Genomic DNA, 15,556 nt, shown 5'->3' on the forward strand with positions numbered 1-15,556 from the left:
TCAATGATTTGATAAATTACTCGGCTTGCTCGTCTTCTTCGCCTTCGATACCGCCTGCTTCGTTCAGCAGAGGTACGCGTACTGCACGTGATGGTACAACAGTGGAGATTGCATGCTTGTAAACCATTTGGCTTACGGTGTTCTTCAACAGCACGACAAATTGATCAAATGACTCAACCTGGCCTTGTAACTTAATGCCATTTACCAGGTAAATGGACACAGGCACGCGTTCTTTACGTAGAACGTTCAGGTAAGGGTCTTGTAAGCTATGCCCTTTTGACATATTTATCTCCTAGGGACAAAATTATAGTAATTACCCACCCGAAGCACCTAAATACATCCAAAGGAGGGGGTGGAAGAAAGCATGAAAAACTGACTAGGGTTCTCACGTAAGCATTATATGGCTGCGGCCCCTATAAAATTCAAGGCGCAACGCACAATTTCTTCCTTTGTGAGCGAAATTCCCTGTTCAGTCTCAGTGTATATCCAGTGTAGTTCACTATTCGATGTTGTCGACCAGCCGCGCAACCAAGTGAATTGGCGCTTGGCTAATTGTCGCGTGGCGATAATCCCACGCTCTGTCATCTCACTGTAATCCAGTCGTCCATCCAAATAGTCCCACATTTGGCGATAACCCACCGCGCGAATCGCGGGTAAATCCGGGTGCAAATCCCCACGCTGATACAAATGCCGGACTTCATCAACCAAACCACCAGCAAGCATTTTCTCAAACCGTGTAGCAATACGTTGATGCAGGATGGCGCGATCACGCGGCGCGATCGCAAGCTGGCAAACGTTGTAGCGCTCGCAAAACGATTGCTGTGCTGAAGGTTGATGCTGCAGCTGGCGCAACTGCGCCATGGTCTTGCCGCTCACACGATAGACTTCCAGCGCGCGACTTAATCGCTGCGAATGGTTAGGGTGAATATCAGCAGCCGTTTCAGGATCGATCAACACCAGCTGTGCGTGGATATGTGGCCAACCAAACTCTTCAGCTTCGCGTTCGATTTGCGCGCGCACGTCAGAATCTGCCGCCGGCATCTCTGCCAAGCCATCCAGCAGTGCGCGAAAATAGAGCATGGTGCCACCCACCAACAACGGGATTTTCCCCTGCGCATGGATAGCGGCAATTTCACGTTCGGCATCGGCTAAAAAATCTGCCACTGAATAGGGTTCAGCAGGATCGCGAATATCAATCAAACGATGCGGCGCTAACGCCTGTTCCTGCGCCGAAGGTTTGGCTGAACCAATATCCATTCCGCGATAGACCAATGCGGAATCCACACTGATTAACTCAACGGGTAAATGTTGGTGCAGGGAAATAGCGAGATCAGTTTTACCTGAGGCGGTTGGCCCCATCAAAAAAATCACCGGCAATTTTTGCGCAGATGCGTTCATTTTCACTACTGCCCGCGCATAAATAATTTGTCGAGGTCATCGAGCGATTGCAGCAACCAGGTCGGACGGCCGTGATTGCATTGCCCGCTGCGCTCGGTCGCTTCCATATCGCGCAAGAGTGCGTTCATTTCTGGAATTGTGAGTTTGCGATTGGCACGCACCGAGCCGTGACAGGCCATGGTGCCGAGAATTTCATTGATGTGATGTTGGATGCGCTCGCTGCTGCCATGTTCAATCAAATCCGACAATACATCGCGCACCAACTGCTCGACCTTCGCGCGATTTAAAATGACCGGCAATTGACGAATCAATAATGTCTCCGGCCCTGCACGCTGCAATTCAAAACCGAGGCTTTTAAAAATATCGTAAAAGTTTTCTGCGCAGTCCGCTTCTTTTTGACTGACCGCAATACTCTCTGGCACGAGCAACGGCTGGGTTTGGATTCCACCGCAGGCAAATGATTCTTTCATGCGCTCATAAGTGATACGCTCGTGCGCTGCATGCATATCCACCACAATTAATCCCTGCGCATTTTCCGCAAGAATATAAATACCTTTTAATTGCGCAATAGCGTAACCCAGCGGCGGAATTTCATCGTCAGATGTTTCGGGCAACAGATAAGTTGCCTCGGTATTGGTTGGGCGATGCAATTCACCGTAGCTCGCCATTTGCTCACGCACGCCATCGGGATTGATCGCGGCAGGCTGATAATTTGAGGGCGAATAGTTCGAGCCATAATTACCGGCAGATGCTGCGCGAAAGCCCATGCTCTCCTGCCCTTTAAATTCGCCAGCAGCAATACCTTGAATTGGGCGCGCCGATGAAAGTGCAAACGGATTTACACCGGGAGCTTCGTCAGCGCCCTCACCCAGCTCGCGTTTCGCTAAGGTATCTTCCGGGCGAACTTTTGCGAGTGCATGATGCAAGCTTGAATAAATAAAATCATGCACGTTGCGATTATCGCGAAAGCGCACTTCGTGTTTAGTGGGATGTACATTCACATCAACAGTCGATGGGTCCAGCTCCAAATACAACACAAATGCCGGATGGCGGCCGTGATACAAAACATCCTGATAGGCTTGACGCACAGCGTGGCTGACGAGCTTGTCGCGAATCGCGCGGCCATTTACATAAAAATGCTGCAAGTCTGCCTGACTGCGTGAAAACGTCGGCAGCGCTACCCACCCCCATAACCGTAGTAGGCCGCGTTCGATATCGATATGCACCGCGTTTTCCATAAATGCAGGGCCGCACACTTGTGCAACGCGGCGCTCTTGCTCCAATTGCGAATCACCCGCACGCCAGGAATAAATTGCGCGGCCGTTGTGGCGCAAATTAAATGCAACATCAAAGCGCGATAACGCCAAACGTTTTACAACATCTTCAAGATGAGTGTATTCAGTTTTATCGGTGCGCAAAAATTTGCGGCGCGCTGGCGTATTAAAAAATAAATCGCGTACTTCAACGGTGGTGCCACGCGGATGAGGAGCAGGAGACAATTGTGTTTCCATATCGCGCCCTTCGGCGACCACTTGCCAACCAGCACTTTCTTCGTTGGTGCTGCTGATTAATGCAAGACGCGCGACCGAACTGATACTCGCGAGTGCTTCGCCGCGAAAGCCTAAAGTCGCAACCGCTTCAAGATCATCTAATTCATAAATTTTGCTGGTGGCGTGACGGCTGAGCGCCAGCGGCAAATCATCTTTATCAATGCCGCCACCGTTGTCGCGCACGCGCATCAATTTTATCCCGCCCTCTTCAATATCGATTTCCAAACGCGTTGCGCCGGCATCGAGTGAGTTCTCCAGCAACTCTTTAATAACTGAAGACGGGCGCTCCACTACCTCACCAGCAGCAATCTGGTTGGCGAGGCGCGGGCTGAGCAGTTTAATTTTTCTCATGGGAAGCGAATCGAATTAATGAATCAGGTGGTGGGAATTTTAATCGTCTGACCAATTTTTACTGTGGCGTTTTTCATTTTGTTGTGTTTTTGCAACTCGCTCACACTCACACCATAAATAGTGGCGATGCGCGATAAGGTATCGCCAGCCACCACTTTATGTTGGCGCGGCAGCACAGGTTTGGCCGCAACAACAGGACGCGATTGCGCAACAGGAGGCGGTGATTGCACTACCGGTTGGCTAGCAACAGCGGGCGCATTACCTGCGGGAATTTTTAACGTCTGGCCGATTTTCACATTGGTATCACGCATATTGTTGTACTGCATCAAACGCTGCGAACTCACACCGTAACGCGTTGCGATTCCCGATAAACTATCGCCCGACACCACCGTATGTTGCCGCTCAAAATCTTTCACGCTGCCCGACTGAACCTGCGCCGCGATATAAGTACCCGCGGGTGGATGTTGATAAAAATACTGGCGGATACCTTTGAATACCGAGCTGGCCATTTGCTTGCGATAAGCAACCGTCGCCAGCTTGCGCGCCTCATCGGGGTTGGAGATAAATCCGGTCTCAACCAAAATCGAGGGCACGTCCGGCGACTTGAGTACCATAAACCCCGCTTGCTCAACGTGACGTTTGTGCAAATGGGCAATCCCGCCCATCGAATTCAATACGTGATGGCCAACTTGCAAGCTTGAGTTCAAGGTAGCGGTCATCGATAAATCCACCAACACGCCAGCCAAGACCTGATCTTTATCGCCAAGACTGATATCGCCCACGCCGCCAATCAAATCCGATTCGTTTTCACGCTGCGCCAAAAAGCGCGCAGTTTCAGACGTTGCACCGTTGCGCGAAAGCGCAAACACCGAGGCACCACGCGCGCTGGCTTTAGTAAACGCATCGGCATGGATGGAGACAAATAAATCCGCCTTCATGGTGCGCGCTAAATCGCGACGTTTTTTCAGCGGGATAAAGTAGTCACCGGTACGGGTTAATTTTCCGGAAAAACCCGGCTGGGCATTAATCGCCGCAATCAGTTCTTTTGCAATCGCGAGGGTTACTTCTTTTTCGCGCAGGCGATTCGGCCCCATCGCGCCCGGATCTTCGCCGCCGTGCCCCGCATCTACCGCAATAACGATGGTGCGCTTGCCTTGCAAATCGACATTGGCAGTCGGCTGGCTAGGCGGCGGAACTACCACAGTCTTTTCAATAGCAGTGGCCGGTTTGTTGGTAGTGGCTGGTGATTGTGCACCGCTCACTACTTGCGATGGTGGCAAGCTGGTGGATACCGGAGGTTTTGCTACGGCGGTAGTAGGTGTAGTAGGAGGGGCCGCCGTTGTTGCTGTCGCCACTGCAGTGTTCGGCACCTCATCGTAAAGATCAATCACCAAACGGTCATGCATACCGGCATGGGCTTTAAGTGAAAAACTGTTCGGCGTGACCTTGGCCTTTAAATCCAACACCAGGCGCAAATCGGTTTTATTGTGCACGTTACTGCGAATCACCATCACCGGCGTATCAGCGAGCGGCAAATTACCCAGGCTACCATTGAGTTTGCTATTGGGGACATCAAGGATAATGCGGTCAGGATTACCCGCGAGGGTCAGGCTGTGTTGTACCGGTGCATCCAGATCCAACACTATGCGAGTGTGATCGGGAGCGCGCCACACACGCACCCCATTAACGGTGGCCGACTGGGCGGCCAGGGCAAAAATTGCAATGCCCAGGCAAAAAATAGCACTCAGCCAGCGAGAAAAAGACATAGGCGATCTCAATAACATCAACAACAATCTGATTGTAATTATGGTGCGACAAGAACGAGCCCCATCAAGAACCTCGAACAAATACGCCGTACAGGCCGCACTTTACCGCAAAAAACCGTTTTCGCTCTAGCAAAATTGCCAATTAGGTCACTGATTGAACAGCAACACTAGCCTCATTCTGTGAATAGCGGCGCCAAGCTGCGGCTCAGTATTTGCATTATTGCGCTCATTACAATACTAATCGGTTCTCTCCTATGCCTATGCAACCAATGTTTCGCCTTTGCCCTCCATACAAACCTCTTATTGCCAGTGCTCTGATCCTGGCAAGCGCGCCCGGAATGGCTATCAGCTACGGGGTGTACGAATCACGGGGAATGGCGATGGGTGGAGCAGCTACGGCGATAGGCAATTATGCACAGGCTCCCTTTTATAATCCTGCGCTGCTCGCGTTTCACGATAAAGAAGAGGAAGAGGGACGCGATGGGCGAGTCTATTTACCAATCATTGTGGCGCAGGTTTCCGAGGCCACCGAAGCGGCATTTGATGCGATTGATGATGAGCTGGACACCCAGCTGAGTTCTGCAATCAACGCATTCAACGCCCTACCCACGTCAGCCAATATGGGCGTAGTGGCGGGCTCAGCGACAGAACTGCGCGATGCACTTGATGATATCGCCAATCAGGATCTGACCCTCGATGGTTTTATCGGATTCAATATCAGCGAACCAAGTAACCGCGAAGGTGGGGCATTTTATTTCGGTACACGTTTAATCGGCGGCGGAGTCGCCAATGTGAGCGATACTGATCGCGCCCTGCTGGACGACTATATTGATTCGATGAACCAACTCGCCAGTGGTGTCGATCCCGAAATAGTCAGGGCGGAATTCCCGCACCTGATCAACTCGCGCGGCCAGTTAATCGACCCGACCGCCACCCTCACCTCCAACGCCGACATAAGCGCCCTCGCCATTAGCGAGTGGGGCATGGCGATGGCAAAACAATTTGAGTGGCGCGACCAGGCCATTTCCATCGGCATCACCCCCAAACTGATGCGCGTCGATGCCTTCCGCGATACCGCCAACTTCAACGACAATCTGGAATCGGTCGAAGATGGCACCGACGAATTTTCTGACACGCGCAAAACCCACGTCACCCTCAATGCCGACATTGGCGTAGCCGCGATCATCAACGAACACTACCGCGTCAGCCTTACCTTAAAAGATGCATTTGAAAAATCATTTACCACCACCCAGGAACCAGACCCAGTAACCGGCGAACCGCAACCTGATCTCAAAGTTAGGCTCAGCTCGCGCTCGCGCCTTGGCTTGGGTTACGTCAATGAAAAATTCACTATTGGTTTGGACTACGATTTAGGCGAAGCAAAACCTATGGCCAGCGAAGCTGCCACTCAGGAGCTGAGTATCGGTGCTGAATATTTGCTATTGGATACGCTTGCGCTGCGCGCGGGTTATCGCAATGATCAAACCGGACTGCGCGACAACTTGGTTAGTGGCGGCATTGGTTATCGCTGGAAACGTTTTGTTGCCGACGTCGCTTATGTGACTGGTGGAGATTATCGCGGCGGCGGATTGCAATTGGGCTGGACGTTTTAAAACGTCCTCGCATTATCCTTTCATAAATTGGCTGATATCAAAAACCTGCGCCGCATGAGCGCGCATAAATTCAATAAACTCTGCTTCCGGCATAGGCCGCGCGACAACATATCCCTGTGCTATATCACAACCATCTTTTTTCAACAGCTGCAAGGTTTGATCATCTTCCACGCCTTCGGCAATGGTGATCAAACCCAGCTCGCGCGCCATCAAAATGGTGGAGCGAACAATGCTGTGATTGCGCGGATTGCCAATCATATCGCCGACAAAACTGCGGTCGATTTTTAATTCGCGAATCGGGAACAAACTCAAATAGGAAAGTGACGAATAGCCAGTCCCAAAATCATCCACCGAAGCGTAAATACCCAGCTCACTCAATTGCGTCAGCACTTTTTTAACCCGCTGCGGATCTGAAGCAACAGAGGTTTCGGTGAGTTCAAGTTTGATATCACTGGCAATGCCCTGGTAGCGCACCAATGCTTGGCTGATAATTTCAGCGAGGTTGGATTCAATTAAATCGTAAGCAGCGACATTAACGCTCACGCAGCAAGGCAAATCGCGTTTGCGTAACAACACCGCCACACGCACGGCTTCATCGATCATCTGCGCCGTGACTTGCTCGATCAAACCGGAATTCTCCAGCAGCGGGATAAATACATTGGGTGGCACCAATCCCAAACGCGGATGCTGCCAGCGCACTAAAATTTCAGCGGAGGTAATTTTACCGGTGCGCAAATCCAGCTGCGGTTGGAATACAGGAAAAATGCCCTGCACATTGCCATCGATAAAAATCGAAATAATATCCAGATCAACGCGGCTTGGTTCCATCGCCGCTTCATAAGCCAGCCAGCGGCGACGGCGCAATTCGCTCATCGCCAGCGCTGTCTCTGCATGCCGCATTAATTTCCCCGCCGAGCGACCGTGCTCGGGCCAATAGGCGGAGCCACCGACAAATTGTGAATTTAAGCCGGGATCGGATTCCGCCATATCATTGCTCAGGTGATCAATTAAATCCGGCGCATTGCATTTGTTGACAAATAGCGCAAATACACCGCGCCCTAAATACGCGGCGAGCGTGTCATCCATTTTTAACAGGTGCATGGCAAACGCATTCACAATCATTTCTGCGCGCGCAAAACCGAAGGTGCGCACAATCACATCAAGATCAACCAATTTTAAAATCAGGATTTCTTTTTCCTGGATAATCGGGCGCTGATGCGAGTGAAAATAATCATCCAGCTGATCAATAAAATGCGGCAACTTGGCAAGGCCGGTTTGTGAATCAAAATTGATCGCGCGGCGCAATTCCTGTTCCGCAACTTCGCGTTGCTGGAGTGCATCGCGTAGCTCGCGCGTGCGCTCTTTCACCGTGCGCTTCAAACTCCAATACCACCCGCCACCAAATACCAACACAGCAAGTGATAATGCAAAACCGGTGGAGAAAAAATGTAACCAACCATCATCGGGCTCGACCGGGTCCAGTTCGCGCTGCCACTTTTGATACAAATTTTGGTAATTACCATTGGCGATGGTAGTGCTTAGGGAATCCTGTAACCACTCGGCCAACTCCGGTTTATTTTTATTCACCGCGAACGCGTAACCGCGCGACCAAAATGGTGGCCCCATGCGCACCAGCTTCCATTCGTGCTGGCGGATTAAATTATCCGCTGCCAAATTTGCCAGCACGGCGTAATCAGCTTTTCCCTGCATAACAGCTTCTACGGCCGCCAAGGTACTGGTTGTCAGTTCGAGCTGCGGCTTGATGGTCGCATTGGCTTTACTCGCAAAACTGCGAAATTGTTGATGTGCAAATGACTCCTCTTCAACGACGACTGTTTTATTGGTGAGATCATCAATTGAAGATACGCGCGCAGTGCCGGGCAGCGCATAAATGGAGTGGGAAATATAAATATAGGAGTGGGTAAAAATAAAATGGCGCGAGCGCTCCAACGAGAAATACATAGGCACCACATCCAAATGCCCCTCTTCCAGCGCGCGGATCGTTTCCGGCCAATTACCCAATTGATGCTCGGCTTTACTGCCCCCCACCCGCGCAACCTCGCGCGCTAGATCGACGTTAAACCCCATCACCTGATTGTCGTCCATCCACTCCAGCGGTGGGTAAGCGAGATCACCGCCAAATAAAATTCGCGCCGGCGGTTCGTACGCAAACGCGGCGCGCGGCCAACAAAATAAGAGGAGTAAAAGCGGGAGTAAAAAAAAGCTCACACTGCGGCGCGAATCCAGCGCATAACGCAGCGTTTCTGAATGAAGTGGAGCTTGGCAATTCATTGCCGGGAATGGGTAACTCGGGCACATCCTTTAACACTCAATTAATGGCAATCCAACACGCGGTCTGTCGAAAGATCAATTAAGCCTAGGGCATGAATGGGATTTTCACCAATCAGGTCGATGGCAGCAAAGCGGCGATAACACTGGAGTTAGCCTGAAGTTCAAGACGGCGTCCGTCACCAGACACACTGATGGCGATAACCAGATCCGACACCGGCAATACCCCATCGCCACGTGCAGGCCATTCGATCAGGCAGAGATTGTGATCGGCAAAATAATCGCGGATGCCCATGTACTCCAGCTCTTCCGGATCACCCAAACGGTAAAGGTCAAAGTGGTAGACAGTACGCGCGGGAAATTCATAGGCTTCGACCAAGGTATAGGTCGGGCTTTTTACCGCTCCGTCGTGACCAAAGGCGCGCAGGATTCCGCGCGTAAGAGTGGTTTTGCCTGCGCCCAGGTCGCCCAGCAAATGTACGCTCAGCGCACCGGGATGCTGCGTAAATGCACGCCCCAATCGCTCGCCCAGGGCGACCATTTCAGTTTCGTTATTGGCCAGATAAATAGGCATGAATAATTCCGGAAAACGCGCGGCCAGTTAGAGCAACTGACCGAGATAAGGGATTAAATCGGTTGCCAGCAAACTGCGCTGGCCGTGATCTTCCGCCGCCAAATCCGCCGCACAGGCGTGGATTACTGCCCCGAGGCGCGCACCGTCACGTGCACTCAAACCCTGCGCGACCAGACCACCGAGAATACCGGAAAGCACATCGCCCATGCCGCCAGTCGCCATACCGGGATTACCATCAGTCACTACACCAATCAGCCCTTCTGTTGATGCAACCAAACTACCCGCACCTTTGAGGATTACACTGGCGCTGTAGCGCTCGCTGATCGCCTGTACTGCCGCAAAGCGATCAGCCTGTACCTCGGCAGTGGTGATGCCGAGCAAACGCGCCGCTTCGGCCGGATGGGGAGTCAGTATCCACGGACTATTCGGGGTGCCGCGTTTAGCTCCGGCAGGAACAACTCGGCCTTCGGCCAGAATATTGAGCGCATCGGCATCCAACACTAATGGCAGACCGCTTTTCACTGCCTGCTGTAACATCTGCTCCGACCAAGGCGAGCGGCCGAGGCCAGGGCCAACTACCAATAAAGTCGGACGAGCGAGCAGCGGCTCCAACTCCTGACCAGAGACAACCCCGCAGGCCATAATTTCAGGGCGACGAGCGAGTATCGCCGGGATATGTTCCGGGCGCGTGGCGATGCTCACCAATCCGGCGCCGGTACGCGCGGCAGCTTCGGCAGCCATCAAGGCCGCACCGCCATATCCGGTATCGCCACCAATCACCATCACATGGCCGAAATCACCTTTGTGGGCGTCGGCAGCGCGCGGGGCAAGCAGCGGCAAAAGTTCGTTTAATGACAGACGTTCGGAGCCAGGGGAAATAATATCGTAAGTATTTTCAGGGATATCCAGATTAGCAAGGACTAACTCACCCGCTACCGCAGGGCCGCGCCCAGTAAGCAAACCGCGCTTGAGCGCGATATAGGGAATAGTCAATTGCGCTTGCACTACCACACCGGGAACCGCACCAGTATCGGCATTCAGACCGGAGGGAATATCCAGTGCTAACACCGGCAATTGGCTGCGGTTGATTTGTTCAATCGCCGCGGCGAACTCGCCCGCAGGCGCACCGCGCAGGCCAATGCCTAGCAAGCCATCCACAATTACGCCGCTCGCCGGTGCTGTCGCTTGGGCAAACGGAGTAATTTTCACGCCTTCCTGCAACGCAAAATCATAGGCCTGACGCGCTTCGCCAGTCAGTTTTTCCGGCGCGGTTAATTGGATCACTTGCACCGGCAATATCCGCTGCGCCGCCAGCGCCGCCAACACATAACCATCGCCGCCGTTTTTGCCCGCACCGCAATAAACGCTAATCAGCTCTGGGGCGGGAAAACGCTCAACCAGCAAATCGAAGGCCGCGCGTCCGGCGCGCTTCATCAATTGGATCGAGGGAATACCAGCGGCGATAGCGGCGTCATCCAGCGCGTACACTTCGCTGGCGGTATAAAGGAATGGAGACTGGGCGGTAATTTTCATGGGATGCAACCAATAGCGGGCAAGAATGAGGCGCGATTATACGCAAGTTGCCGTGGTGAGGTGAGGCTCGTTGCAGTTGCATGACAAGGCCAGAAATTTGATCTGGATGCCGACTTAATCACATGGAACCAGATTAAAGGCAGCAATGCCCGACCAAGTTGGCTATATTGAGCAAAACCTCTGTTGATTGATTCCATAAGCTGTAACGGAAACGCATGTCTGAATTTACCCTGCAAGCCATCACCAACGGCGACTCGCTGCAACTCAGCGAAGTTTTTGCCAGTATCGCTGCCACCGAGGTTGCCGACCCCACTGCCCTGCGCCAGCAACTCGCCACTGAACTGTTAAATCACTTTGTACAAGCAAATCCCTGGGATGCACGCCTGCAATCGTTGCTGGATAAAGTCATGCCTGTGGCGCTGACGCAGATTGCCAATGACGATGAATTTTACTGTTCGCCCGATCATCCACTGCGCGCTTTTTTCAACACCATCACCCTGCCCGCCAGCCGCTGGTGCCCGCGCGATTCGCGCCCCAATCAACAGCTGTATGACAAACTGAGCGAGCTGGTTGCATTCATTCTTTACTACTGGTCCAACAACGACCAAACCGTGCCTGCCGCCAGCATGCAGCAACATCTGGATGAGTTTACTAATTGGCTCGCCACCGAAGACAAACGCGCCGCCATGCTTGAAGCACGCCTGTGCGAAACCGAGCTGGCGAACCTGAAGCTCACCAGCGCTGAAACCCGCGTGACCGATTCTATTAATCACAATCTCGCCCAGCGCCCGCTTCCGACTGAACTGCATAGCGCCATCGCCGGCACACTGAAAAGTGAATTGCAGTACTGGGCGTTTAATACTGATCCTGCTGATTTACCGCAACTGCCGCTGTGGAAAAGCTGGCAGCGCTTGTTGCCCGCCATCGGCCAATTATTTTCCGGCGAGGGCATTGAGGTTGATGACCAGTTGCTCTACGACCAGATCCCGCTAGTGCTCGCCGAGCTGGAGCGCAGCCTGCAACACCCCACCAGCAATGCCCAGGCCTACAGCCAGTTAGTCGAGCAGTTAAATCACAGCTTGATGAGTGCCATCCAAAAACAGCCCATGGACTGCACATTATTCGCGGCAATCGCCACGACCAACGAATCCAGCGATGCAAATATGCGCGTACCGCGTGCGCTCTTGCAGCAAACTGAAAGCATCCAACCCGGTGACTGGATTATTTTTGATGGCAAAGCCAGCGACGCAGGTGTCGATAATATCCGCTGCAAACTCGTGCTAAAAAATCCGGAGCTGGACCAATTCCTGTTTGTCGACCACACCGGGCGCAAAGTGATGAACAAAAACGCCAAGGATCTCGCGCTCTGTTTATCTACCGGAATTGCCCGCCCGCTGCCCAGCCAAGAATTCGACGAAGTGATCAACAATAACTTGAGCGCGCTCATCGAACGCGGAAATCGCAGTGTTCAAGCACAGTTATTGCTACAAAAAAACAAAGCCGAAGAAGTGGTGCGCGCGATTATCGCCCAACAACAAGCCGCCGCCGAAGCAGCCGAACGCGAGCGCGCCGCCGAGCAGGTACGCCTGCAAGAACAGTTGGAAGCACGCCGTGCCGCTGCGCGCAAAGCAATGATGGAAGCGCGTGCGCTGGCGCACGAAAAAATACGGATCGAAGCCGAACAAGCCGCTGAAGCCGAGCGTTTACGTATCGAACAAGAGGCCAACCAAGTCGCCGAAATCATTGCAAAACAACAGCAAGCGGCGCAAAGTATCAGCGAATTACAAGTGGGCGCCTGGCTGGAAATCAGCAGCGAAACCAACGCTGAAGAAAAGCTGCGTGCAAAGTTATCGGTGATTATCAACTCGACTGGGAAGTATATTTTTGCCGATCAATTCGGCCGCAAACTGGCCGAATATACACGCGAGCAACTGATCACATTAATGGTTGAGGATCAGATAAAAATCCTGCGCAACGGCGATAACTTTGAAGACCAATTGGCCAAAGTCATCCGCGGGCTACGCCGCGATGTCTCTTAAAAACCTGAGCTTCCGGCAGGACGTAAGTAGTGGTAATAGGCATTTTGCCGCCAACAATAATAAGCTTCAAAGCACCTTAACGATAATAAAAGACGGGCGACCATTGCGATGGGAAGAACACTTATGAATAGTAATGATCAACGCCAGGAGTACCGGCTTGATAACCAGCTGACGGTAATCATCGAACTCGGCTCATCTGCCAATGGCGAGCCCATTTTGGTGGTTAGTAAAAGTCTGGATATTTCCGCCAACGGCATGCGCGTCATCGCCAATGAAACCATAGACACCAACATCATCCTGCGCTGCTGCGTGCGCGACGCGCAAAATGATCGCCAATTTTTGCTGGTCACCGAAGTCAAATGGTGCCGCCCACATGAAAGCGAAGGCGATTACCTCATCGGCCTAAGCCTGTTCGATTCCGATGGAACCGACATTGTGCAGTGGAAAGAGTTTATTGCGCAGATTTGCTCGGGCTAATGCGACCCCGCAGAGACACATCAATTAAACAAAAGAGGCCAGCTCGCTGGCATAAAGCACGCGAGCTGAAACCAGAAGAGGATATTTAAAGTTTTTTCAAGCGCTGCTGTGCATCACCTGTCCATTGACCTTTGGAATCCAACGCTAGCGCCTTCTCCAAAAACGTTTTAGCGGCACTGGCTTTACCCGCGGCATCATGAACAACACCTGCATGATAGTGAATAACCGCTGACGAGGGGGCAAGTTTAGCGGCACGAACGAATAGCTCAGAGGCTTCGCTGTAGCGTTTCTGCTGATACAAAATCCACCCCAACGTGTCCAGTAACTGGGGATTACCTGGATTTAACTGGTTAACTTTGCGTGCACTTTTTTCAGCTTCATCCAACTTTCCCTGTTCAGCCAAAAGCGTGGCCATGTTATTTAGCGCAACAGCATTTTCCGGCTCAACTGTAAGGATTTTTTTGTAAATCGCCTCTGCTTGAGAAAGCTGTTTATCTTGCTGCAATAGAGTGGCATAAAACAACGCTTCTGCTGTTTGCTCTCCCCGTGCTAAATACAATTGTTTCGCCGTTGCCGCAGCTGCTCCAGTTTTACCTAATTTACTTTGCACCAAGCTATAAGCACGCAAAATGTCCGGATTCTGTGGTCGCAGTTGATTCGCTTTATCAAAATAAGGCAGGGACTCTTCGTAGCGTCGCAATGCAGCTAGCTCACTTGCCAGTCGGAATTGCAACAAACCATTATTAGGAAATTGTTTCGCACCCGATTGCAAAGTAGCGAGCGCTGCATCCAGATTATTTTGCGAACGCTCCAATTCGGCCAACATAGTGTAAGTTCTTGGCTGCGCATGACCTTGGGCAACACTCGCCTTCAACCGTTTGATTGCCTCTTTTGGTTGCTTTTTTTCCACATAATAATTAGCAAATTTGTAATCAATCGACGACTGACGAGCGCCCATCTTAACTGCGGTAGCAAATGCAGACTCTGCTTCAGAAAGTTTGCCAGCAGCCAAAGCAGAATCACCTTGCTCCATATAAACCGGGCCCCAATCAGGATATTTGCCTAGCAATACTTTCAGCGTAGCTGCTGCCGTTTCTAATTGTTGGTTTTTGCGCTGACTCACTGCCAAGCCCAACAAATATTCTCGCGATTCTGGTTGCAACTCAGATGCACGAGCAAATCGCTGGATTGCATCTGCATATTGACCTGCACCTAAATAGGATGTCGCCAATATACCCTGCACACTTGCATCAGTGGATGTTAAGGGTAACTTTGGAGCCAAATACTCAATAGCTTCAACAAAGTTCTTTTGTTTATTTAATAATTGCGCAAGATTTGGAGTCACCCCTAAATAATCTTTGTTTGTACCAATTAAACCTTTCTTTAGGTACAGAACAGCTTGGGAATTTTTTTTCTGATATTCATACAAAAGCCCCAAGCGCTGGTTTGCTACACGGTTCAAGGGTTTAATTTTTAGCGCCTGCAATAACGAGGTTTCAGCAGCATCTACTTGCCCCAACTCCATCTGAACTATACCGAGCTTGGTCCAAGGACCATCCTGCTCTGGCTCCAATTGAGTAGCTTGTTTAAATTCAATTAGTGCTGAATGAAGATCCTGAGAATAAAATAAAGCAGTTCCTAATACTTCGTGAGCCAAGCCAGACTTGGGATATTTTTTAATGGCATCACGTGCAACCTGACCTAATTTATCCAAACCAGCTTTGCCAGGATCAACAGTGAGGTTAGTAAAAGCTTCTGATCCGACGCGGCCTTTTAATTCGATACTGGGAACAGGAGAGGAACCTTGATCGGTGAACGCCGATGTTGGTTCGAGTGTAAATAAAGCCGCATGAGTAAACGTTGCACCAACTAATAACCAAAAACTCATCGTTAGTTTGCATAACAATTTATTTGTCAGCCGATATGCCTTAAACAGGCGAAAAGTTAATTCTAGGGCAGCCACAGC

At 51.4% G+C, this 15,556-nt stretch carries 11 protein-coding genes; 3 read left to right on the top strand and 8 right to left on the bottom strand.

Translation table 11 applies throughout. The annotated features are described in order from the left end of the window. Window positions 1-16: 16 nt before the first annotated feature. From hfq to AAGC78_RS06045, 4 genes are all read right to left on the bottom strand, one after another. Window positions 17-283 carry an RNA chaperone Hfq gene (gene hfq, locus AAGC78_RS06030; protein WP_039912679.1) on the bottom strand — a complete coding sequence of 89 codons (267 nt, stop codon included), beginning with the start codon at window positions 281-283 and terminating at the stop codon, window positions 17-19. A 113-nt stretch (window positions 284-396) separates the two neighbouring features. Then, the gene (miaA, locus tag AAGC78_RS06035) at window positions 397-1,398 is read right to left on the bottom strand and encodes a tRNA (adenosine(37)-N6)-dimethylallyltransferase MiaA (RefSeq protein WP_435783149.1); all 1,002 of its coding nucleotides are present in this window, start codon (window positions 1,396-1,398) and stop codon (window positions 397-399) included. Between the two features lie 5 nt (window positions 1,399-1,403). Then, window positions 1,404-3,299, bottom strand: a complete 1,896-nt coding sequence (mutL, locus tag AAGC78_RS06040) for a DNA mismatch repair endonuclease MutL (protein WP_435783150.1) — start codon at window positions 3,297-3,299, stop codon at window positions 1,404-1,406. Window positions 3,300-3,322: 23 nt separating this feature from the next. Then, complete coding sequence (locus AAGC78_RS06045; protein WP_435783151.1) at window positions 3,323-5,065, bottom strand: N-acetylmuramoyl-L-alanine amidase; 1,743 nt, start codon at window positions 5,063-5,065, stop codon at window positions 3,323-3,325. A 338-nt stretch (window positions 5,066-5,403) separates the two neighbouring features. Here AAGC78_RS06045 and traF point away from each other — a divergent pair, with 338 nt between their 5' ends. Beyond that, window positions 5,404-6,678, top strand: coding sequence for a conjugal transfer protein TraF (gene traF, locus AAGC78_RS06050; RefSeq protein WP_435783152.1), 1,275 nt, complete (start codon window positions 5,404-5,406; stop codon window positions 6,676-6,678). A gap of 12 nt (window positions 6,679-6,690) precedes the next feature. Here traF and AAGC78_RS06055 read toward each other — a convergent pair whose 3' ends face one another. From AAGC78_RS06055 to AAGC78_RS06065, 3 genes are all read right to left on the bottom strand, one after another. Continuing rightward, window positions 6,691-8,970 carry an EAL domain-containing protein gene (locus AAGC78_RS06055; protein WP_435783153.1) on the bottom strand — a complete coding sequence of 760 codons (2,280 nt, stop codon included), beginning with the start codon at window positions 8,968-8,970 and terminating at the stop codon, window positions 6,691-6,693. A gap of 112 nt (window positions 8,971-9,082) precedes the next feature. Beyond that, window positions 9,083-9,541 carry a tRNA (adenosine(37)-N6)-threonylcarbamoyltransferase complex ATPase subunit type 1 TsaE gene (tsaE, locus tag AAGC78_RS06060; RefSeq protein WP_435783154.1) on the bottom strand — a complete coding sequence of 153 codons (459 nt, stop codon included), beginning with the start codon at window positions 9,539-9,541 and terminating at the stop codon, window positions 9,083-9,085. Window positions 9,542-9,568: 27 nt separating this feature from the next. Further along, complete coding sequence (locus AAGC78_RS06065; RefSeq protein ID WP_435783155.1) at window positions 9,569-11,074, bottom strand: NAD(P)H-hydrate dehydratase; 1,506 nt, start codon at window positions 11,072-11,074, stop codon at window positions 9,569-9,571. 215 nt (window positions 11,075-11,289) lie between these two features. Here AAGC78_RS06065 and AAGC78_RS06070 point away from each other — a divergent pair, with 215 nt between their 5' ends. Together AAGC78_RS06070 and AAGC78_RS06075 are read left to right on the top strand one after the other, a co-directional pair. Next, window positions 11,290-13,113: a DUF1631 family protein gene (locus AAGC78_RS06070; RefSeq protein ID WP_435783156.1), complete on the top strand. Its 1,824-nt coding sequence runs from the start codon at window positions 11,290-11,292 to the stop codon at window positions 13,111-13,113. A 123-nt stretch (window positions 13,114-13,236) separates the two neighbouring features. Further along, window positions 13,237-13,590, top strand: a complete 354-nt coding sequence (locus AAGC78_RS06075) for a PilZ domain-containing protein (RefSeq protein ID WP_435783157.1) — start codon at window positions 13,237-13,239, stop codon at window positions 13,588-13,590. 85 nt (window positions 13,591-13,675) lie between these two features. On the opposite strand, the gene AAGC78_RS06080 is transcribed toward AAGC78_RS06075, so the two are convergent. Further along, window positions 13,676-15,478 (bottom strand): tetratricopeptide repeat protein, encoded by a 1,803-nt coding sequence (locus AAGC78_RS06080; RefSeq protein WP_435783158.1) that lies wholly within the window; start codon window positions 15,476-15,478, stop codon window positions 13,676-13,678. Window positions 15,479-15,556 lie beyond the last annotated feature (78 nt).

It is taken from the genome of Cellvibrio sp. (assembly GCF_039207905.1).
GTDB lineage: Bacteria > Pseudomonadota > Gammaproteobacteria > Pseudomonadales > Cellvibrionaceae > Cellvibrio.

Bases quoted from the DNA above. Each gene is read 5' to 3' on its own strand.
- hfq (WP_039912679.1), bottom strand. From the start codon at position 283: ATGTCAAAAGGGCATAGCTTACAAGACCCTTACCTGAACGTTCTACGT.
- miaA (WP_435783149.1), bottom strand. From the start codon at position 1,398: ATGAACGCATCTGCGCAAAAATTGCCGGTGATTTTTTTGATGGGGCCA.
- mutL (WP_435783150.1), bottom strand. From the start codon at position 3,299: ATGAGAAAAATTAAACTGCTCAGCCCGCGCCTCGCCAACCAGATTGCT.
- AAGC78_RS06045 (WP_435783151.1), bottom strand. From the start codon at position 5,065: ATGTCTTTTTCTCGCTGGCTGAGTGCTATTTTTTGCCTGGGCATTGCA.
- traF (WP_435783152.1), top strand. From the start codon at position 5,404: ATGGCTATCAGCTACGGGGTGTACGAATCACGGGGAATGGCGATGGGT.
- AAGC78_RS06055 (WP_435783153.1), bottom strand. From the start codon at position 8,970: ATGAATTGCCAAGCTCCACTTCATTCAGAAACGCTGCGTTATGCGCTG.
- tsaE (WP_435783154.1), bottom strand. From the start codon at position 9,541: ATGCCTATTTATCTGGCCAATAACGAAACTGAAATGGTCGCCCTGGGC.
- AAGC78_RS06065 (WP_435783155.1), bottom strand. From the start codon at position 11,074: ATGAAAATTACCGCCCAGTCTCCATTCCTTTATACCGCCAGCGAAGTG.
- AAGC78_RS06070 (WP_435783156.1), top strand. From the start codon at position 11,290: ATGTCTGAATTTACCCTGCAAGCCATCACCAACGGCGACTCGCTGCAA.
- AAGC78_RS06075 (WP_435783157.1), top strand. From the start codon at position 13,237: ATGAATAGTAATGATCAACGCCAGGAGTACCGGCTTGATAACCAGCTG.
- AAGC78_RS06080 (WP_435783158.1), bottom strand. From the start codon at position 15,478: ATGAGTTTTTGGTTATTAGTTGGTGCAACGTTTACTCATGCGGCTTTA.